We start from the raw sequence: 19370 nt of genomic DNA on the forward strand, positions 1-19370 counted from the left end.
TTCAGTGTCTGGCACACTGGTAGCTGACCCGTAGCGGTTCCGGTTCCCGCCCCACGCGAGAGCGTCACATGGCGACCCGGCGACCGCACCCCGAAAGGACAGCGATGAAGCGCGACATTCACCCTGACTACAACGTGACCCAGGTCACCTGCACCTGTGGCAACACGTTCACCACCCGCAGCACTGCCAAGAACGGCAGCATCCACGCCGACGTCTGCTCGGCCTGCCACCCGTTCTACACCGGCAAGCAGAAGATCCTCGACACCGGCGGCCGGGTGGCCCGCTTCGAGAAGCGCTTCGGCAAGAAGTCCGCGGGCAAGTAGCTTCACCGACGCCGGCCCGGACGCACCACGGTGCGCCGGGTCGGCGTTGTTGGTGAACGGCCCGCCCACATCCAGACAGAAGGACCCACGGTGAACCTCGACGAGTTGCTCAAGGAGTATTCCGAGCTGGAGCTGCAGCTTGCCGACCCCGCCGTGCACGCCGACCAGAACAAGGCACGCACCCTCGGCAGGCGCTACTCCCAGCTCACCCCGATCATTCACACCTACCGCGAGCTCGAGTCCGTCCGCGACGACCTGAGCGCCGCCAAGGAGCTGAGCGGCGAGGACGAGGCGTTCGCGGCCGAGGCGATCGAGCTGGAGGAGCGCGTCCCGCAGCTGGAGGAGCGCCTCAAACACCTGCTGATCCCGCGCGACCCCAATGATGACAAGGACATCATCATGGAGATCAAGGCGGGCGAGGGCGGTGAGGAGTCCGCGCTGTTCTCGGGAGATCTGCTGCGCATGTATCTCCGCTACGCCGAGCGGCTCGGCTGGAAGGCCGAGATCATCGACAGCCAGCCGTCCGACCTCGGCGGATTCAAGGACGTCACGGTCGCGATCAAGGCCAAGGGCGACGAGGGCGTCTGGTCCAGGCTCAAGTTCGAGGGCGGCGTCCACCGCGTGCAGCGGGTGCCCGTCACCGAGTCGCAGGGCCGCATCCACACCAGCGCCGCCGGCGTGCTCGTCTATCCGGAGGCCGAGGAGGTCGACGTCCAGGTCGACCCCAACGACCTGCGCATCGACGTCTACCGCTCCAGTGGCCCCGGCGGGCAGAGCGTCAACACCACCGACTCGGCGGTCCGCATCACCCACATGCCCACGGGCACCGTGGTCTCCTGCCAGAACGAGAAGAGCCAGCTGCAGAACAAGGAGTCGGCGCTGCGCATCCTGCGTGCCCGGCTGCTGGCCATCGCCCAGGAGCAGGCCGACGCCGCGGCGCAGGCCGAGCGCAAGTCGCAGGTCCGCACCGTCGACCGTTCCGAGCGGGTCCGCACGTACAACTTCCCCGAAAACCGCATCTCCGACCACCGGGTCGGCTTCAAGGCGTATAACCTCGACCAGGTCCTCGACGGTGAGCTCAACGCCGTCACCCAGGCACTCATCGACGCCGAGATGGCGGAGAAGCTCGCACAACACTCATGACATTTCTGCTGGACGAGATCGCCCTCGCCACCGCTCGGCTCGCCGAGGCAGGTGTGCCGTCGCCGCGCACCGACGCCGAGGAGATCGCGGCCTTCGTCCACGGCGTGCGCAGGGGCGAGCTCCACACGGTCAGGGACGCCGACTTCGACGCGCTGTTCTGGGAGGGCGTCGCCAGGCGCGCGGCCCGCGAACCTCTGCAGCACATCACCGGCCACGCCTACTTCCGCTACCTGGAGCTGAAGGTGGGGCCGGGCGTGTTCGTGCCGCGCCCCGAGACCGAGGTCATGGCGGGCTGGGCCATCGAGACACTGCGCGAGATGGACGTCGCCGCCCCGCTGGTCGTCGACCTTGGCACCGGCTCCGGGGCGATCGCGCTCTCGATCGCCCAGGAGGTCGCCCTCGCCGAGGTGCACGCCGTCGAGGTCGACCCCGACGCCTACGGATGGGCCAAGCGCAACATCACGGAGCACGGCCAGGGTCGCGTCCACCTGCACCCCGAAGACCTGGCAGAGGCGTTGCCCGAGCTCAACGGCAAGGTCGACCTGGTCATCTCCAACCCGCCCTACATCCCGCCCGGCGCGATCCCCCGCGATCCCGAGGTGCGCGACTACGACCCGTCCCGGGCGCTCTACGGCACCGGCGACGACGGGCTCGGCGAGGTGCGCGCGGTCGAGCGCACCGCCCGGCGCCTGCTGCGCCCCGGCGGCTGGGTCGCCGTCGAGCACGCCGACGAACAGGGCCGGTCGGTTTACCTCACGTTCCCCGAGGACAACGGCTGGCGAGACGTACGCCTGCGCCAGGATCTGACCCGCAGGGACCGCTTCGTCACCGCACGGCTCGGCCAGGACTAGGATGCACGGCGTGGGCAAACGCTATGACTGCACCGACCTCGAGCAGCGCGCCGAGGGCCTGACCGAGGCCGCCGCCGCGGCGCGCCGCGGTGAGCTGGTCGTGCTGCCGACCGACACCGTCTACGGCATCGGCGCCGACGCCTTCACCCCCGCGGCGGTCACCGCGCTGCTCGCCGCCAAGGGGCGCGGCCGTGACATGCCGCCGCCCGTCCTCGTCGGCACCGTACGCGCGGCCGGCGCCCTCGTCGAAGACCTGGGCCCCTACGGTCAGGACCTCATCGACGCGTTCTGGCCTGGTCCGCTCACGCTGGTGTGGAAGGCCAACCGGGCGCTCTCCTGGGACCTGGGCGACACCAAGGGCACCGTGGCCATCCGCATGCCGCTCCACCCGGTCGCCCTCGACCTGCTCAAGGAGACCGGGCCGATGGCCGTCTCCAGCGCCAACCGTTCCGGCGCGCCCGCGGCCGTCACCGCCGACGAGGCCCATGAGCAGCTGGGCGACGCGGTCGCCGTCTACCTCGACGGCGGCAAGACCACCGACCACACCCCGTCGACGATTCTCGACCTGACCTCGGCCGTGCCGCGGCTGTTGAGGCGCGGGACGATCCCCGTCGAGAAGCTGCGCGGCATCATCGGCTACGTCGCGACCGACGACTGACCGATACCGTCTGCTTATCCCGGCTGCGGTGGTGCCCGCCGGATGCCTACGGTGATTCCCGGAGCGGCCACGACGTCCGGGAGTAGCCCATGGGCAAGTTCGACGGCATGGATCCCCAACTGGTCCGCGAACTGCTGGCCGAGGTGAAGCAGGCGGCCACCCAGCTGCGCGCCACCGAGGCCCGGGTCGTGCAGGTCATGACCCGGGCGGGCCTGGCCACGCAGACCACACACCGCCCCGTCCAGGTCGCCGAGGCCGCCGACACCATGGTCAAGGACGTCAACGACCGGCTGGGGCTGCTGGAGAAGAAGGCCGACCGGCCCCGGGGCGACTCCGCCCCCACGGTGGGGGGCGACGGCAAGCCCGCCGACGAGCCCAAGGAACCACGCGACGACCGCTCCCGCGACGACAACCCCCGCAGCGACACCACCAAACCGGCCGAGGACGCTCCGAAGACCAGGGACGACGGGAAGCCGTCCGAGGATGCGAAGACGGGCGATCAGGCCAGGCGGTCGGACGACGTGCCGAAGACCGGGGATGATGCGAAGCCGGACAAGCCGTCTGAGGATGCGAAGACGGGTGATGAGGCCAGGCGGTCGGATGACGTGCCGAAGACCGGGGATGATGCGAAGCCGGACAAGCCGTCCGAGGATGCGAAGACGGGCGATGAGGCCAGGCGGTCGGGCGACGTGCCGAAGACCGGGGATGATGCGAAGCCGGACAAGCCGTCCGAGGATGCGAAGACGGGCGATGAGGCCAGGCGGTCGGACGATGTGCCGAAGACCGGGGACGACGGGAAGCCGTCAGAGGACGGTTCTAAGGCGTGTGACGACGCGAAGCCGGACAAGCCGTCTGAGGACGCGAGGACGGGTGATGAGGCCAGGCGGTCGGACGACGTGCCGAAGACCGGGGACGATACGGCGGTGGGTGACGAGCCGAAGGATGACGATCGGGACAGCAGGCGGGACCGTGGCGCCGAGGCCGACGGGCAGCGCGTGGACACCCCGGCCAAGGATCATCCGGACGACTCCGACCCGCACAGACCGCAGGTCATCGAGGTCGACGGAGTCAAGGTGCTCCAGGTTCCGATCGATCCGCCCACGGCCGAGCAACTGCGCGAACTGCTGGAGAACATCGACAACGTCCAGCCGATCGACATGCCGTCCCCGGGCGGCGACGGCCAGCCTGCTGACGCCACCAACGGCACGGGCACGCCGGACGTCGGCAAGTGGGCCAACGACGGCGACGACGTGGTCTCCGCCGAGGCCCGCCCCCTGGACATGGACGGGCTGAAAACGGTCGTCGACCACGCTCGTGACATCCAGCCGCTCGACCTGCCCGGCGTGGAGGTTCCGCCAGGGGAGTACGGCAGGGGCGAGTGGGCCGCCAGGGAGATCCGGCCGGACGGCCCAGCCGGCACGATCGCACCCGGGACCCCGGTGGACACTTCACCGGCTTCTCTCACGGACACGCCCACTGGCGTCACCGCAGCAACAGATCCGTCCGGTGGCACCACCGCAACAGCCGATCCGGGTGACTCCGCTCCAGCGGCCGACACCTCAGGCGGCAACGGCTGCGCGCCGGCCGACCCCACGCCCGACCGCGATTCTCCCGCCGACGCGCGCGCGGACCGCGATACGGGTGTCCAGCCGGATCGTGATGCGAACGGTGGTGGTGTGCCGGACGCGCGGGTGGACCGCGATGCCGGTGTTCAGCCGGATCGAGGAGCCGATGCGGATGGTGGTGGTGTGCCGGAGCGCGGCAGTGATGGTGGGGGAGGGACCGAGCAGGGGGAGCCGGTGGTGATCGATCCGACTCCGCCGGCCGGAACCGGGGACACGCCGGTCGCCGGGGGCGAGAGGGCAGGGCAGGGCGACGGGGACGGGCGGGGAGCCGGGGTGGAGAGCGATGCCACGAGGTGGGCGGACGACGGGAGCGATGTGGTGTCCGCCGAGGCGACGCCGCTCGATCTCGACGGGCTGAGGACGCTGATGGCCCACGCCAGGGACGTCGAGCCGCTGGACCTTCCCGGAGTCGAGGTCCCGGCCGGTGAGTACGGCAGGGGCGAGTGGGCGCCCAGGCACGTCGTGCCGGACGGTCCGCCCGGCGCGGTCGATCCGGGCCCGCGCGAGAGGAGCGAGTGATGTACGTGGACCCGCCCGCGCCCCAGCCGATGCGACCGGGGGAGAGACCTCCCGCGACGGCCGGCACCGATCCGCTCAGCGTGCAGCCCAGGGCCTGGGAGTTCAATCCCGAGTACCAACGCCTGGTCAACGCCTGGCAGGCCGCTCTGCCCCTGCTGGAGGGCCTCACGACTGCCCTCGACAAGGCGTACGGGCTGGCCAGGAGTCCGCAGACGTGGGACGCGCCGGTGGGGAGCCGCTACGTCGAGGACATCGGCGAGTGGCGCAAGCGGCTCGCCCTCTACCGCCAGGCGGTGCTGACGTCGATCAGTGACGAGGCCGCCGACACCCCCCGCTGGATCCCCAGCGCCGCGGGCGCGCCTCACGCCTTCTCCTGAACGCGCTCTCCTGAACGCCTACTCCTGAACGCCTCCTGAAGACCTCCTCCTGACCACGACGTATCAGGAATGTGACGCCGGGCGAACGATGCGTCGTCATGGACCTGTGGGAAAATCGGACACTCGGTCGTACAGTGGAGAAATGGGTGGACAACCCTACTACGGCCCGGACTTCGGCCTGCTCCAGCGGGAGGACCCCGAACTGGCCCAGGTGCTGCTCGACGAGCTCGAGCGCGAACGCGACGGGCTGCAGCTGATCGCGAGCGAGAACTTCACCTCGCCCGCCGTTCTCGCGGCGCTCGGCTCCACCCTCACCAACAAGTACGCCGAGGGCTACCCGGGCAGGCGTTACTACGGCGGCTGCGAGGTCGTCGACCGGGCCGAGCGGCTGGCGATCGACCGGGCCCGGCGGCTGTTCGGCGCCGACCACGCCAACGTGCAGCCGCACTCCGGAGCCTCCGCCAACCTGGCGGCGTACGCGGCGCTGCTGCAGCCGGGCGACACGATGCTGGCGATGGCGCTGCCGCACGGCGGCCACCTCACCCACGGCTCCAGGGTGAACTTCTCGGGACGATGGTTCAACGTGGTGTCGTACGGCGTCCGCCGCGACACCGAGCTCATCGACTACGACGAGGTCCAGGACCTGGCGGTGCGTCACCAGCCGAAACTGATCGTGTGCGGCGCGACCGCCTATCCGCGGCTGATCGACTTCTCCGCCTTCCGCGGCATCGCCGACGAGGTGGGCTCCTGGTTGCTGGCCGACGTGGCGCACCCGATCGGGCTGATGGCCGGGGGTGCGATCCCGTCCGCTGTGCCGTACGCGGACGTCGTGACGTTCACCACCCACAAGGCGCTGCGCGGACCACGCGGCGGGGGCATCCTGTGCACGGCGGAGCTGGCCGCGCGGATCGACCGGGCGGTGTTCCCGTTCATCCAGGGCGGCCCGCTGATGCACGTCATCGCGGCGAAGGCGGTGGCGTTCGGCGAGGCGATGCGGCCGGAGTTCGCCGGCTACGCGCGCAGGGTGGTCGCCAACGCGCGGGCGCTGTGCGACGCGCTGGCGGCGGAGGGCATGCGGCCGGTCAGCGGCGGCACCGACACCCACCTGGCGCTGATCGACCTGCGCGGGCTGGGCGTGTCCGGAGCCGAGGCCGAGCGGCGCTGCGCAGCGGCGGGAATCACGCTGAACCGCAACGCCATCCCGTATGATCCGGAGCCTCCGGCCGTCACCTCGGGGATCCGCGTGGGCACTCCGTGCGTCTCAACCCAGGGGATGGGGCCCCAGGAGCTCAAGGAGGTGGGGACGTTGGTGGCACAGGCGGTGCTCCGGCCCGGCTCGGCGGCCGACGTCAGGGAGAGGGTGTCGGCGCTGCTGGCCATCCATCAGCCATATCTCAGCGAATATTAAGCTGGTCTGTGTCGTTTTCCGGTCACAGCTGGCCGGAGCATCCGGGAAACTAGGTCCGTGCGCGAATACCTGTTCATGGCGCTCGTCGCGGCGGCGGTGACGTATCTCCTCGTCCCGCTGGTGCGCCGCTTCGCGATCCGCATCGGGGCCGCTCCGGAGATCCGCGAGCGTGACGTGCACACCACACCCACGCCTCGGCTGGGCGGGCTGGCGATGTACGGCGGGCTGGTGGCGGGCCTGCTGGTGGCGAGCGAGCTGGCGCACACCGGTAAGGCGCTCAGCGCCGACGGCGACCCGGTGATGGCGCTGCTCATCGCCGGCGGCATCATCACCGTGACCGGCTTCCTCGACGACTGGTGGGGCATGGACCCCTTCATCAAGCTGGCCGGTCAGGTCGCGGCTGCCGGGGTGCTGGTCTACTACGACCTGCGGCTGGTCTATCTCCCGTTGCCCCAGGACTGGGGCGGCTCCACCAGCCTCGACTACACGCTCAGCACCATCATCACCATCCTGGTCGTGGTCGTCACCATCAACGCCGTCAACTTCGTCGACGGGCTCGACGGGCTGGCGGCCGGGATCGTGTGCATCGCGGCCATGTCGACCTGGGCCTACTCGATCCTGCTGTCGCAGAGCATCAGCGGCAACAACATCACCACCACGGCGGGCATCGCGGCCGTTCTCATCGGCACCTGCCTGGGCTTCCTGCCGCACAACTTCCATCCCGCCAAGATCTTCATGGGTGACACGGGCGCGATGCTGATCGGCCTGGTCCTCGCCTCCTCGATCGTCACCGTCACGCCGCTCGACCCGGCGGTCATCGAGGACATGAACAAGTTCGCCGTCCTGCTCCCGCTGCTGCTGCCCGCGGCCGTGCTGGTGCTGCCGCTGGTCGACCTCATCACCGCCGTCGTGCGGCGCACGTCCTACGGCATGTCGCCGTTCGCGCCCGACCGCGGCCACCTGCACCACCGGCTGATGGACATCGGCCACTCGCACCGGCGCTCGGTCCTCATCATGTACGCCTGGGCGTTCCTGTTCGCGTTCGGGATCGTCGCGATGTCCTGGCGGGGAGTGCCGGTCCTGCTGTTCCCCGTGGTCATCCTGCTCGCGATCGGCGTGCTGGTGCTGATGGCCGCACCTCGCTGGCGCGGTCGCGGCGGGGCGCCCAGGCGTGGCAAGGAGCCGACCGACGACGACGGTCCGCCTACCGGTCCGATGCCGCCCATCCTGCCGGCGTCCGACGCCACGCGGCCGGTACGCCGGGCGGACGATCCTCCTCAGGAACGCGCGAGCGCCGAAGGGAAACCGGTCATTCCTGCCTTTCCTGGTGGTTCATGATCGTGAACTAGAAACGGCAGGTAAAAGCGGTCTTCTGTGAGCTTGTGATATCTTTCACGAGCAGGGGCTCCCATTGCATACGCTCTGGGAGTAGCAAACGCTCGCTTGACAATCGTTTCTGGAGCATCGATGCAGGCCAACGACGTGCGCGTCCTCAAGAGCGCCGCGATCCCCACCCTCGCGGCGGGAGTGGTCGCCGTGGTCGTGGCCCTCGTGCTCGCCGGAGGCAAGGGAGCGCTCGGCGCGACGCTGGGCACGCTGCTCGTCGGAGTCTTCTTCAGCATCAGCGTGGTGGTCGTCAGCTACGCCGCACGGGTGTCCCCCCAGATCATGGCCATGGCGGCGATGGGGAGTTACCTCGTCAAGGTGATCGTCATCATGGTGATGTTGGTCACGTTCAGTGACAGCACGGCGTGGAACACGAAGGCTTTCGCCTGGTCCGTCGTGGTCTGCACGATCATCTGGACTGCCTTCGAGGTCCGCGCCTTCATGAAAACGAAGATGCTGTACGTCGACCCCGAAGCCAAGGTTCCCGGAAAGAGCGACTGATGTCGCTGGTAAAAGGCTGGGGTCCGATATGACTAGTCCTCCTCGCTCCTGCTATCGTCAGGCCCGCGATGAGCGAACAGGAACGCCGACCGGAAGACGACGGTCAGGACTTCGCCAACGCCGCTTGGTCGATCCCCAGCTCCCTGCTCGCCGGGATGGCGATCTATGGCGGTGGCGGCTGGTTGCTGGACCGTTGGCTCGACACGTCCGCGTTCTTCCCCATAGGCGTCGTCCTGGGGGTCGTGCTATCCGTCTATCTGGTCTACCGGAAGTACGGTCGCTAGTCCCACGTAGCGATCGCTTCGCTGAGGAAACCCTTGTGATCCACTACGACGTTGAAGGGAACGCCGCGTGACTGCGCTGACGGTCCTCGCCGACGATCAGTTCGGGGCGCCCACGCCCGATGAGCTGTTCAATTTGCCCCCCATCATTGCCGGGGTCGACTGGTTCACCAAGCCGGTTCTGCTGGCGCTCCTCAGCACGATCCTCGTGATCGGCGTCTGCTGGGCCGCCTTCGCCAGCCCGAAGGTCGTTCCCCGGGGTGTGCAGAACGTCGTCGAATACGGCTACATGTTCGTCCGTGACCAGGTCGCCCGGCCCTTCCTGGGCAAGGACGCCGACCGGTGGATGGGCCTGCTGGTGAGCGTCTTCTTCCTGGTGCTGATCTGGAACGTCATGGGTGTCATCCCGCTCGCGCAGTTCCCGGTGGCCTCGCACATCGCCTTCCCGGCCGTGCTCGCCCTCTCGATCTACGCGCTGAAGGTCTACCTGGGTGTCAAGCACCAGGGGGCGGGCGGCTACTTCAAGAACATGATGTTCCCCCCGGGGCTGCCCAAGCCGATCTACCTGCTGCTGGCCCCGATCGAGTTCCTGTCGAACATGATCATCGCACCGTTCACGCACGCCGTGCGACTGTTCGCCAACATGTTCGCGGGTCACATGCTCATCGCCTTCTTCAGCATGGTGGGCTTCTGGTTCCTGTTCGAGAAGCTGACCCCCCTGGGTGCCGGTGTCGGTGTCGTCGGCGTCATCATGACGATCATCCTGACCGGGTTCGAGATGTTCATCCAGTTCCTGCAGGCGTTCCTGTTCGCGATGCTGGCCGCGATGTACATCGGCGGATCGCTGCATCCCGAGCACTGACAACCACAGACCGGAATAGTCCAGACCGGTGGAGACTTCGCTTCACCGGCCGTCCAGTAAAGGAAAACAGCAATGAGCGTTCTCGCTGAGGTCTCCGGCAACGTCACCGCCATCGGTTACGGTCTCGCCGCCATCGGCCCCGGCATCGGCGTCGGCATCATCTTCGGTCAGGGCGTGCAGGCCATCGCGCGTCAGCCCGAGGCTTACGGCCTGATCCGGCAGAACATGCTCCTCGGCTTCGTGCTCACCGAGGCCCTCGCCCTGATCGGTCTGGTCGCGCCGTTCATCTTCGCCAACATCTAACGACCAGACGAATCCCCTGACGAAAGGCTGCATCCATGACTACGGCAGCTACGCTCCTCGCGGCGGAGGAGGGCGCCAACCCTCTCATCCCGCACGTCTACGAGCTCGTCGTCGGTATTTTCGCGTTCTTCGCGGTCGTCCTCGTCGTCGGCAAGATTCTCGTCCCGCGTATCCAGAAGACGCTGGCCGAGCGGACCGACGCCATCGAGGGTGGCATCAAGAGGGCGGAAGAGGCCCAGGCCGAGGCGCAGGCCCTGCAGCAGCAGTACCGCGACCAACTCGCCGAGGCGCGGCACGAGGCCGCGCGTCTCCGCGAGGAGGCTCGCGAGCAGGCCGCGCAGATCAAGGCGGAGCTCCGCGAGGAGGCGCAGGCCGAGGCCCGGCGCCTCGTCGAGGCCGCGCACGCGCAGATCGAGGCCGACCGTCAGCAGGCGTTCGCCCAGCTCCGCACGGAGATCGGCCGCCTGTCGACCGACCTGGCCAGCCGCATCGTCGGCGAGTCCCTTGAGGACGAGGCGAGGCAGCGCCGCACCGTCGACCGGTTCCTCGACGAGCTCGAAGGCTCCGGCGCGCAGGCGGTGCGTTAATGAGAGGCCTGAGCAGAAGCTCGCTGGCGGAGGTCGAGGAGCGCTTCAACGCGGTCGCCGGCAGTGCCGACCTCGGCACGCTCTCCGACGAGCTGTTCGCGATCGCCGATCTGCTCGACCGTGAGCACGGCCTGCGCCGTGCGCTGTCCGACCCGGCCAGGGCCGCGGAGCAGAAGGCGCGGACCGTGCGCGCGCTGCTCGACGGCAAGGTCGGCGAGGCCGCCGTCGCCACCACTGAGGCCGCCGTGTCGGCCAGGTGGTCGCGCGCCGGTGACCTGGCCGACGTGCTGGAGCGGCTCGGAGTCGTGGCCGCGGCCGCCGAGGCCGAAGGCCAGGGCACGCTCGACGAGGTCGAGGACGAGATTTTCCGCTTCGGCCGCGTCGTCGCCGCCAACCCCGACCTCCGTCGCGCGCTCACCGACGCGGCGGCCCCCGAGGAGGGCAAGCGGCAGCTGCTGCGCGACCTGCTCGGCGGCAAGGTCGCGCCGACCAGCCTGCGTCTCATCTCGCAGCTGGCAGTGCACCCAAGAGGACGTAGCCTGGAGACAGGTCTGCAGGAGGTCGGCCAGTTGGTGGCGCAGCAGCGCCAGCGCCTCGTCGCGGTGGTGCGCAGTGCCGTCGACCTGACCCAGGAGCAGAAGCTACGCCTGGCGGCGTGGCTGCGGTCCTCCTACGGTCGTGACGTGCACCTGAACGTCGAGGTGGATCCGCGAGTGCTCGGTGGTTTCTCGGTCCGCATCGGCGACGAGATCATCGACACCACCATTGTGGGACGAATCGAAGAAGTCCGCCGCCGGTTGGCCGGCTAGGCGAATAGGGAGACAGAGTAGAGATGGCGGAGCTTACGATCCGGCCGGACGAGATCCGGGACGCGCTTGAGCGCTTCGTCCAGGCGTACGAACCGGAAGGCGCCGCGCGCGAGGAGATCGGGACCGTCGTCGACTGTGGCGACGGCATCGCCCATGTCTCCGGCCTTCCCTCGGCGATGGCGAACGAGCTGCTCGAGTTCGAGGACGGCACGCGCGGCCTGGCACTGAACCTCGACACCCGTGAGATCGGTGTCGTCATCCTGGGTGACTTCAGCCACATCGAGGAGGGCCAGACGGTCCGGCGGACGGGCGAGGTCCTGTCCGTGCCCGTCGGCGACGCCTTCCTCGGCCGCGTGGTCGACCCCCTCGGCAAGCCGCTCGACGGCAAGGGCGCCATCGAGTCCGAGGGCCTGCGCGCCCTTGAGCTCCAGGCCCCCTCGGTCGTCCAGCGCCAGCCGGTGAAGCAGCCGCTGCAGACCGGCATCAAGGCGATCGACGCCATGACGCCGATCGGCCGCGGCCAGCGCCAGCTGATCATCGGTGACCGTGGCACCGGCAAGACCGCGATCGCCGTGGACACCATCCTCAACCAGCGCGACAACTGGGCCTCCGGTGACCCGGAGAAGCAGGTGCGCTGCGTCTATGTCGCGGTCGGCCAGAAGGGCTCGACGATCGCGCAGGTGCGGGCTCGCCTGGAAGAGGCGGGCGCGCTCGAGTACACCACGATCGTGGCCGCCCCGGCCTCCGACTCGGCTGGTTACAAGTACATCGCCCCCTACACCGGTTCGGCCATCGGCCAGCACTGGATGTACCAGGGCAAGCACGTCCTCATCGTCTTCGACGACCTGACCAAGCAGGCCGACGCCTACCGCGCCGTGTCGCTGCTGCTGCGCCGCCCGCCGGGTCGCGAGGCCTTCCCGGGTGACGTGTTCTACCTCCACTCCCGTCTGCTGGAGCGCTGCGCCAAGCTCTCCGACGACATGGGCGGCGGCTCGATGACCGGCCTGCCGATCATCGAGACCAAGGGCAACGACGTCTCGGCGTTCATCCCGACCAACGTCATCTCCATCACCGACGGCCAGTGCTTCCTGGAGACCGACTACTTCAACGCCGGTATCCGCCCTGCCATCAACGTCGGTATCTCGGTCTCCCGAGTCGGTGGCTCGGCGCAGATCAAGGCGATGCGGAAGGTCGCGGGCACGCTGCGCCTGTCGCTGTCGCAGTATCGCGACCTGGAGGCCTTCGCGGCCTTCGCCTCCGACCTGGACGCGGCGTCCAAGGCCCAGCTGGAGCGCGGTCAGCGCCTGACCGAGCTGCTCAAGCAGGCCCAGTACTCCCCGTTCTCGGTCGAGCGTGAGGTCGTGTCGGTCTGGGCCGGCACCACCGGTGAGCTCGACGAGGTGCCGGTGGAGGACGTCCGCCGCTTCGAGACGGAGTTCCTCGACTACCTGCAGACGAGCCACAAGGGCATCTTCGACAGCATCCGCGAGACCAACGATCTGTCGGACGACACGGTGACCGCCCTCAAGGACGCCGTCACGGAGTTCAAGAAGGGCTTCACCACCTCGTCCGGCGAGCTGCTGGTCAAGGACGAGCCGGTCGCGCCGCTCGAAGCCGAAGAGGTCGGCCAGGAGAAGATCCGCAAGGTCGTCCGCTCGGCGGAGAAGAAGTAGGCCATGGGTGCCCAGCTAAGGCTGCTGCGGCGGCGGATCAGGTCGGTCAAGTCGACGGCCAAGATCACGCGCGCCCAGGAGCTCATCGCCTCCTCGCGGATCGTGAAGGCGCAGATGCGGATGCAGGCGGCGCTGCCGTACGAGCGTGAGATCACTCGCGCCGTCACCGGCGTCGTCAGCAACGCGGCCAGCGTCGACCATCCGCTGACCGTGGCGAAGGAGAACCCGAGCAAGGCGGGCGTCCTCGTCGTCACCAGCGACAGCGGTTTCTGCGGCGGCTTCAACGCCAACGTGCTGCGTGAGGCCGAGGCCCTGCGCGGGCTGCTGGAGAGCCGCGGCCTTTCCGTGGTGCCGTTCGTCACCGGGCGCAAGGGTGTCACCTGGCACTCCTTCCGCAACCGGGAGATGGGCGGGCAGTGGGTCGGGTTCTCCCGGGCGCCCTCCTACCGCAACGCCAAGGAGATCGCCGAGACGCTGATCGAGTCGTTCAAGGACGACAACGGGATCGACGAGATTCACATCGTCTCGACCGAGTTCGTCTCGATGCTCACGCAGAACGTCGTGGTCAAGCGCATCCTGCCGCTGGAGGTCGAGGAGACCGAGGCGTCCGAGACCGACGCGATCCCGCCGTACTTCGAGTTCGAGCCGACCGCGGCGGACGTGCTGGAGTCGCTGCTGCCGCGTTACGTGGAGTCCCGCATCTTCACGGCACTGCTCGAGTCGGCGGCTTCCGAGGAGGCCGCCCGCCGTCGCGCGATGAAGTCCGCCACGGACAACGCCAACGAGCTGATCCGCGTGTTCACCATGCAGATGAACCAGGCTCGCCAGGCCGAGATCACCCAGGAAATCAGCGAGATCGTCGGTGGGGCCAGCGCGCTCGCTGACGCCGCAGCGGGGAAAGAGTGAAATGACTGCAGAGGCTGTTGAGACTGTTGAGACCCAGGCGGCCGGTGTCGGCCGCGTGGCTCGCGTCACAGGGGCCGTCGTCGACGTGGAGTTCCCCGTCGAGGCGATGCCCGAAATCTACAACGCGCTGAACGTCGAGGTGACGCTCGGCGGAGACAGCAAGGTGCTGACCCTCGAGGTCGCCCAGCACCTGGGCGACAACCTCGTCCGGGCCATCTCCATGCAGCCGACCGACGGACTGGTCCGCGGCGCGGCCGTCACCGACTCCGGCGCGCCGATCTCGGTGCCCGTCGGTGACGTGGTCAAGGGCCACGTGTGGAACACGCTGGGCGAGTCGCTCGACGTTCCCACCGCTTCCCTCAAGATCGAGGAGAAGTGGGGCATCCACCGGCCGTCGCCGCCGTTCGACCAGCTCGAGTCGCGCACCGAGCTGCTCGTCACGGGCATCAAGGTCATCGACCTGCTCACGCCGTACGTACAGGGTGGCAAGATCGGCCTGTTCGGCGGCGCGGGTGTGGGCAAGACCGTCCTCATCCAGGAGATGATCCGTCGAGTCGCCCGCAACTTCGGTGGCACCTCGGTGTTCGCCGGCGTCGGCGAGCGCACCCGTGAGGGCAACGACCTCTGGCTGGAGATGGAGGAGGCCGACGTCCTCAAGGACACGGCGCTCGTCTTCGGTCAGATGGACGAGCCGCCGGGCACCCGTCTGCGGGTCGCCCTGTCCGCCCTGACGATGGCGGAGTACTTCCGCGACGTGCAGAAGCAGGACGTGCTGCTGTTCATCGACAACATCTTCCGCTTCACCCAGGCCGGTTCCGAGGTGTCCACGCTCCTCGGCCGTATGCCGTCCGCCGTGGGTTACCAGCCCACGCTGGCCGACGAGATGGGTGTGCTCCAGGAGCGCATCACCTCGACGCGTGGTCACTCGATCACCTCGATGCAGGCGATCTACGTGCCCGCCGACGACATCACCGACCCGGCGCCGCACAACGCGTTCGCGCACCTCGACGCGCAGACCGTGCTCTCGCGGCCGATCTCGGAGAAGGGCATCTACCCCGCGGTGGACCCGCTCGACTCCACCTCCCGGATCCTCGACCCGCAGATCGTCGGCGAGGAGCACTACCGGGTGGCCCAGGAGACCAAGCGGATCCTGCAGAAGTACCGCGAGCTCCAGGACATCATCGCGATCCTCGGCATCGACGAGCTCTCCGAAGAGGACAAGGTCACCGTCCAGCGCGCGCGCCGGATCGAGCGGTTCCTGTCCCACCCGATGTACGCCGCCGAGGCGTTCACCGGTCAGCCCGGCGAGAACGTGCCGCTGGACGAGACGATCGCCTCCTTCAAGGGCCTCTGCGCGGGCGAGTACGACCACCTGCCCGAGCAGGCGTTCTTCATGGTCGGTGGCATCGACCAGGCCATCGCCAAGGCCAAGGAACTCGAGCGGCACTAGATCGCCCAGCCAGAGGGCGTCGCGAGCCCGGAGCTACGGTGGTGGTGCGGCCATGGTCGCGCCACCACCTGATCGGAAAGGAACCTACACAAGTGGCGAAGCTACGCGTAGGGGTTGTCTCACCCGAGCGTGAGATCTGGTCGGGCGAGGCCGACATGGTGATTGCCAAGACCGTGGACGGCGAGATCGGTATTATGCCGCAACACGCACCCGTGCTCGGCGTCCTGGTCGAGGGCGGCGTGCTGCGTGTGAAGCGGGAGGGCGAGGGCGATCTGGTCGCGGCCGTGCACGGGGGGTTCATCTCCGTGGCCGATGACGAGGTGTCCGTGCTCGCCGAGGTGGCCGAGCTCGGTTCCGAGGTCGATGTCGCCGCTGCCCGTGACGCTCTCGACCGGGCCCAGGCCTCGATCGAGGCCAACCAGGAGGACGCCGACGCGGCGATCGAGGCCAAGCGGGCGAAGGCCCGGTTGCGCGCGGCGGGCGAAGAGGTCTGATTTTCATCGAGCCTAGGGGGCGGCTTTGGTAGCGACGGTTCTGATCTGTGTGCTGCTGGCCGCCGTCCTGGTGGCCCTTCGGGGTCTGACGCTGGCCCGTTCGCGGGGCAGTGTGCCGTGTCGCCTGCAAAAGGCCGGCAACGGCTGGCGGAGCGGGGTAGCCCGCTATGCCGACGGGGAGCTCCATTGGATTCCCCTCATGGGTCTGCGACTGAGGCCGCGCCACGCTATCGCGAGGCGCGGCCTCGTCGTTTCGGGCCGGCGCGTGCTGGACAACGGCCTCTACGCGATCGACTGCGGCGGCACGACGCGCGGCATCTCCCTCGCCATGAGCGCCGACGCCCTGACGGGCTTCCTGGCCTGGCTTGAGTCCGCTCCTCCGAGCGCCTACCTCGACGTCGCCTGAGCCGCCCCTCAGCGGTCGTTCAGCGGGTGCCGCCGGGCTTCCAGAGGATCTCGTCGCCGCCGTGTGCCACCCGGCAGAGGATGAAGAGCAGGTCTGACAGGCGGTTGAGATAGGTGGCCGTCAGCGGGTTCATGTCGTCGTGCGCCTGCAGGGCCGCCCAGGTCGTGCGTTCGGCGCGGCGGACCGTGACCCTGGCCAGGTGCAGCGCGGCCGTCGCGGGATCGCCGCCGGGCAGGATGAAGCTGCGCAGCGGCTTGAGCGGCTCGTTGAAGCGGTCGCACTGGGCTTCGAGCCACTCGACGTAGGACGGTTCCACGCGCAGGGGCGGGAACTCCGGCTCGGCCACCACCGGTGTCGCCAGGTCGGCGCCCAGGTCGAACAGCTCGTTCTGGACGCGTATGAGCACGGCGACGAGGTCGGCGGGGAGCGTGCCGTGGGACAGGGCGATGCCGAGGTGGGCGTTGGCCTCCTCGACGTCGGCGTAGGCGGCCAGCCGCGGGTCGGTCTTGGAGGTGCGGCTCAGGTCGCTCAGCGCGGTGGTGCCGTCGTCGCCGGTGCGGGTGTAGATCCGGGAGAGCACAACCGGCTTGTCCTTGTCTGAGCGCGTCATGGAGCCAGCGTAATGACAAATGTCATCCGAAGCGGACGCGGGATGCACCTCTGGATCGTGACTTCTCCGACTACCTGGACGAATGCCGTACAGGCCACGATGTTATTCATGATGAAGGAGATGACCTGATGTTGGAGATCAGCGAACTGCGTAAGCGCTTCGCGGGCGGGCCTGACGCGCCCGAGGGCAAGGTGGCGCTGGACGGGATCGGGTTCGCGGTACGGCCGGGTGAGATGTTCGGCTTCGTGGGCGCGAACGGCGCCGGCAAGACCACGACGATGCGCATCGTGATGGGTGTCCTGCGGGCCGACTCCGGCTCGGTGAGCTGGCAGGGCAGGCCGCTGACGTACGCCGACCGGCGCGGGTTCGGGTACATGCCGGAGGAGCGTGGGCTCTACCAGAAGATGCGGGTGGCCGAGCAGATCGAGTACTTCGGCCGGCTGCGCGGGATGAGCCCGGCGGCGGCGGGCAAGGCCACCGGTGACCTGATCGAGCGGCTCGGGCTGGGCGAGCGCAAGGGAGACGCGGTCGAGTCGCTGTCCCTGGGCAACCAGCAGCGGGTGCAGCTCGCGGTGGCGCTGGTGCACGACCCCGAGGTGCTCGTGCTGGACGAGCCGTTCTCCGGACTGGACCCGCTGGCGGTCGACACCCTGGCCACGGCGTTGCAGGAGCGGTGCAGGGGCGGCGTACCGGTGATCTTCTCCAGCCATCAGCTGGACCTGGTCGAGCGGCTGTGCGACTCGGTCGGCATCGTCTCCGCCGGCCGGATGGTGGCCACCGGGACGGTCGAGGAGCTGCGGGCCGCCGAAGGCGGCACCCTTCGCGTGGTGGTGCGCGATCCCGAGCCCGGCTGGGCCGACGGCCTGCCGGGAGAGGTGACCGTCAACGGCGACCGGCACGTGCTGCGCGCACAGGACGGCGACGGCCAGGAGATCCTGCGCCGCGCCGCGAAGGCCGGCCACGTCGAGCACTTCGGCATGGAGCAGCCGTCCCTGACCCAGATCTTCAAGGAGGCCGTGGCGTGAACGGGTTGTTGCTGGTGGCGCGACGGGAGATCGCCACACATATCCGGACCAAGGCGTTCGTCATCAGCCTGCTCATCACGGCGGCGCTGGTGGGCGCCGCCGCGTTCGCGCCGAAGGTCTTCGGCGGCCCCGACACCTACACGCTGGGGACCGTCAACTCCCAGCAGCTGCCGCTGCAGGCGGTCGCGCCGGACGCGGAGATCGAATGGCGGGCGTTCCCCGACGAGGCGGCCGCCAAGCGAGCGGTGCTGGACGGCGACGTGGACGCGGTGCTCGTCGACGGCGTCAAGGTGATCAGCGACGGCGAGATCGACTCGGAGCTCGGCATCCTGCTGCAGAGCACGAACAGGGAGATGAAGCTCGGCGCCGCGGGCGTGAACATCCCGCCGCTGCGGATGGAGTCGGTGGGCGCCGACACCCGCTACCAGGCGGCGCGCACCGGGATCGCCGTGGTGCTGGTCCTCGTGCTCTTCATGCTCGTCATCGGCCAGACGATGACGGTGGCCATGGGCGTGGTGGAGGAGAAGGGCAGCCGGATCGTGGAGATCCTGCTCACCTCGATCCGGCCGTGGCAGCTGCTCGGTGGCAAGATCCTCGGCCTGGGCGCGCTCGGGATGATCAACCTGGTCACGATCCTCGGAGTGGGGGTCGCCGCCGCCCTGGCCTCAGGTCTCGCGATGGACTTCCCACCGGGGATGCCGGGCATCGTGGCGGGGGTGCTGATCTGGTTCGTGCTGGGCTACGCCTTCTTCGCGACGCTGGCGGCCGCGCTGGGCTCGCTGGTCTCGCGCCAGGAGGAGGTCGGCAACGTGATGTCTCCGCTGACGATGCTGATCATGGCGGCCTACTTCGTCGCCTTCTACGCCACCGCGGAGCCGACCAGCTCGGTGGCCAGCGTCATGGCGTTGATCCCGCCGTTCTCCTCGATGGTGATGCCGGTGCGGATGGCCGCCACCGAGGTGCCGATCTGGCAGGTCGGGCTGTCCATGGCGCTCATGGTGCTGGCCGTGCTGGTCGTGCTCTCCTTCGCCGCGAAGGTCTACGAGCGGGCGGTGCTGCGCACCGGCGCCAGGGTCAGGCTCGGCGAGGTCCTGCGCGGCAAGTAGCGCGTCGTGGCGCGGACGTACGTGAAGTAGACGCACGCGATCTCGGCGGGCTGGACGGAAGCGGTGG

22 protein-coding genes are annotated in these 19370 nt (G+C 68.8%); 21 read left to right on the forward strand and 1 reads right to left on the reverse strand.

Annotation, left to right across the window (positions count from 1 at the left end):
- Positions 1-104: 104 nt before the first annotated feature.
- The 19 genes from rpmE to IEY82_RS22185 all read left to right on the forward strand — a co-directional run bounded on the left by rpmE (position 105) and on the right by IEY82_RS22185 (position 16562).
- Positions 105-323 carry a 50S ribosomal protein L31 gene (rpmE, locus tag IEY82_RS22095; RefSeq protein ID WP_189126096.1) on the forward strand — a complete coding sequence of 73 codons (219 nt, stop codon included), beginning with the start codon at positions 105-107 and terminating at the stop codon, positions 321-323.
- Positions 324-413: 90 nt separating this feature from the next.
- Complete coding sequence (gene prfA, locus IEY82_RS22100) at positions 414-1466, forward strand: peptide chain release factor 1 (RefSeq protein WP_189126097.1); 1053 nt, start codon at positions 414-416, stop codon at positions 1464-1466.
- Positions 1463-2317: a peptide chain release factor N(5)-glutamine methyltransferase gene (prmC, locus tag IEY82_RS22105; protein WP_189126098.1), complete on the forward strand. Its 855-nt coding sequence runs from the start codon at positions 1463-1465 to the stop codon at positions 2315-2317. Before prfA ends, prmC begins: the two co-directional genes overlap by 4 nt.
- A gap of 1 nt (position 2318) precedes the next feature.
- Positions 2319-2975 carry an L-threonylcarbamoyladenylate synthase gene (locus IEY82_RS22110; protein WP_229697641.1) on the forward strand — a complete coding sequence of 219 codons (657 nt, stop codon included), beginning with the start codon at positions 2319-2321 and terminating at the stop codon, positions 2973-2975.
- Positions 2976-3064: 89 nt separating this feature from the next.
- On the forward strand, positions 3065-5119 hold the full coding sequence (locus tag IEY82_RS22115) for a hypothetical protein (protein ID WP_189126100.1): 2055 nt from the start codon (positions 3065-3067) through the stop codon (positions 5117-5119).
- On the forward strand, positions 5119-5496 hold the full coding sequence (locus tag IEY82_RS22120) for a hypothetical protein (RefSeq protein WP_189126101.1): 378 nt from the start codon (positions 5119-5121) through the stop codon (positions 5494-5496). The genes IEY82_RS22115 and IEY82_RS22120 overlap by 1 nt, the downstream gene beginning before the upstream one ends.
- A gap of 142 nt (positions 5497-5638) precedes the next feature.
- Positions 5639-6904, forward strand: coding sequence for a serine hydroxymethyltransferase (gene glyA / locus IEY82_RS22125; protein WP_189126102.1), 1266 nt, complete (start codon positions 5639-5641; stop codon positions 6902-6904).
- A gap of 57 nt (positions 6905-6961) precedes the next feature.
- On the forward strand, positions 6962-8242 hold the full coding sequence (locus tag IEY82_RS22130) for a glycosyltransferase family 4 protein (RefSeq protein ID WP_189126103.1): 1281 nt from the start codon (positions 6962-6964) through the stop codon (positions 8240-8242).
- A 129-nt stretch (positions 8243-8371) separates the two neighbouring features.
- On the forward strand, positions 8372-8791 hold the full coding sequence (locus tag IEY82_RS22135; RefSeq protein ID WP_189126104.1) for a Cg1360 family ATP-synthase-associated protein: 420 nt from the start codon (positions 8372-8374) through the stop codon (positions 8789-8791).
- 68 nt (positions 8792-8859) lie between these two features.
- A complete protein-coding gene (locus IEY82_RS22140) occupies positions 8860-9075 on the forward strand; it encodes an AtpZ/AtpI family protein (RefSeq protein WP_189126105.1) in 216 nt (71 codons plus the stop codon).
- A gap of 67 nt (positions 9076-9142) precedes the next feature.
- Entirely contained in the window at positions 9143-9934 is a 792-nt protein-coding gene (atpB, locus tag IEY82_RS22145) for a F0F1 ATP synthase subunit A (protein WP_189126106.1), read from the forward strand.
- A gap of 72 nt (positions 9935-10006) precedes the next feature.
- Positions 10007-10237, forward strand: coding sequence for an ATP synthase F0 subunit C (gene atpE, locus IEY82_RS22150; RefSeq protein ID WP_189126107.1), 231 nt, complete (start codon positions 10007-10009; stop codon positions 10235-10237).
- A 35-nt stretch (positions 10238-10272) separates the two neighbouring features.
- Entirely contained in the window at positions 10273-10824 is a 552-nt protein-coding gene (locus tag IEY82_RS22155; RefSeq protein ID WP_189126108.1) for a F0F1 ATP synthase subunit B, read from the forward strand.
- Positions 10824-11633, forward strand: coding sequence for a F0F1 ATP synthase subunit delta (locus IEY82_RS22160; RefSeq protein ID WP_189126109.1), 810 nt, complete (start codon positions 10824-10826; stop codon positions 11631-11633). Before IEY82_RS22155 ends, IEY82_RS22160 begins: the two co-directional genes overlap by 1 nt.
- A 23-nt stretch (positions 11634-11656) precedes the next feature.
- Positions 11657-13306 carry a F0F1 ATP synthase subunit alpha gene (atpA, locus tag IEY82_RS22165; protein WP_189126110.1) on the forward strand — a complete coding sequence of 550 codons (1650 nt, stop codon included), beginning with the start codon at positions 11657-11659 and terminating at the stop codon, positions 13304-13306.
- A gap of 3 nt (positions 13307-13309) precedes the next feature.
- A complete protein-coding gene (locus IEY82_RS22170; protein WP_189126111.1) occupies positions 13310-14212 on the forward strand; it encodes a F0F1 ATP synthase subunit gamma in 903 nt (300 codons plus the stop codon).
- A gap of 1 nt (position 14213) precedes the next feature.
- Positions 14214-15662, forward strand: a complete 1449-nt coding sequence (atpD, locus tag IEY82_RS22175; protein WP_189126112.1) for a F0F1 ATP synthase subunit beta — start codon at positions 14214-14216, stop codon at positions 15660-15662.
- A gap of 92 nt (positions 15663-15754) precedes the next feature.
- A complete protein-coding gene (locus IEY82_RS22180) occupies positions 15755-16156 on the forward strand; it encodes a F0F1 ATP synthase subunit epsilon (protein WP_189126113.1) in 402 nt (133 codons plus the stop codon).
- Between the two features lie 49 nt (positions 16157-16205).
- A complete protein-coding gene (locus IEY82_RS22185; protein WP_225263517.1) occupies positions 16206-16562 on the forward strand; it encodes a DUF2550 domain-containing protein in 357 nt (118 codons plus the stop codon).
- A gap of 19 nt (positions 16563-16581) precedes the next feature.
- Here IEY82_RS22185 and IEY82_RS22190 read toward each other — a convergent pair whose 3' ends face one another.
- Positions 16582-17172: a cob(I)yrinic acid a,c-diamide adenosyltransferase gene (locus tag IEY82_RS22190; RefSeq protein ID WP_189126115.1), complete on the reverse strand. Its 591-nt coding sequence runs from the start codon at positions 17170-17172 to the stop codon at positions 16582-16584.
- 128 nt (positions 17173-17300) lie between these two features.
- Between IEY82_RS22190 and IEY82_RS22195 the strand changes: the two genes are divergently transcribed.
- Together IEY82_RS22195 and IEY82_RS22200 are read left to right on the forward strand one after the other, a co-directional pair.
- Positions 17301-18197, forward strand: coding sequence for an ABC transporter ATP-binding protein (locus IEY82_RS22195; RefSeq protein WP_189126116.1), 897 nt, complete (start codon positions 17301-17303; stop codon positions 18195-18197).
- Positions 18194-19303 carry an ABC transporter permease gene (locus tag IEY82_RS22200; protein ID WP_189126117.1) on the forward strand — a complete coding sequence of 370 codons (1110 nt, stop codon included), beginning with the start codon at positions 18194-18196 and terminating at the stop codon, positions 19301-19303. Before IEY82_RS22195 ends, IEY82_RS22200 begins: the two co-directional genes overlap by 4 nt.
- Positions 19304-19370 lie beyond the last annotated feature (67 nt).

The sequence above is a fragment of the Nonomuraea cavernae genome (assembly GCF_014646355.1).
GTDB classification, from domain to species: domain Bacteria; phylum Actinomycetota; class Actinomycetes; order Streptosporangiales; family Streptosporangiaceae; genus Nonomuraea; species Nonomuraea cavernae.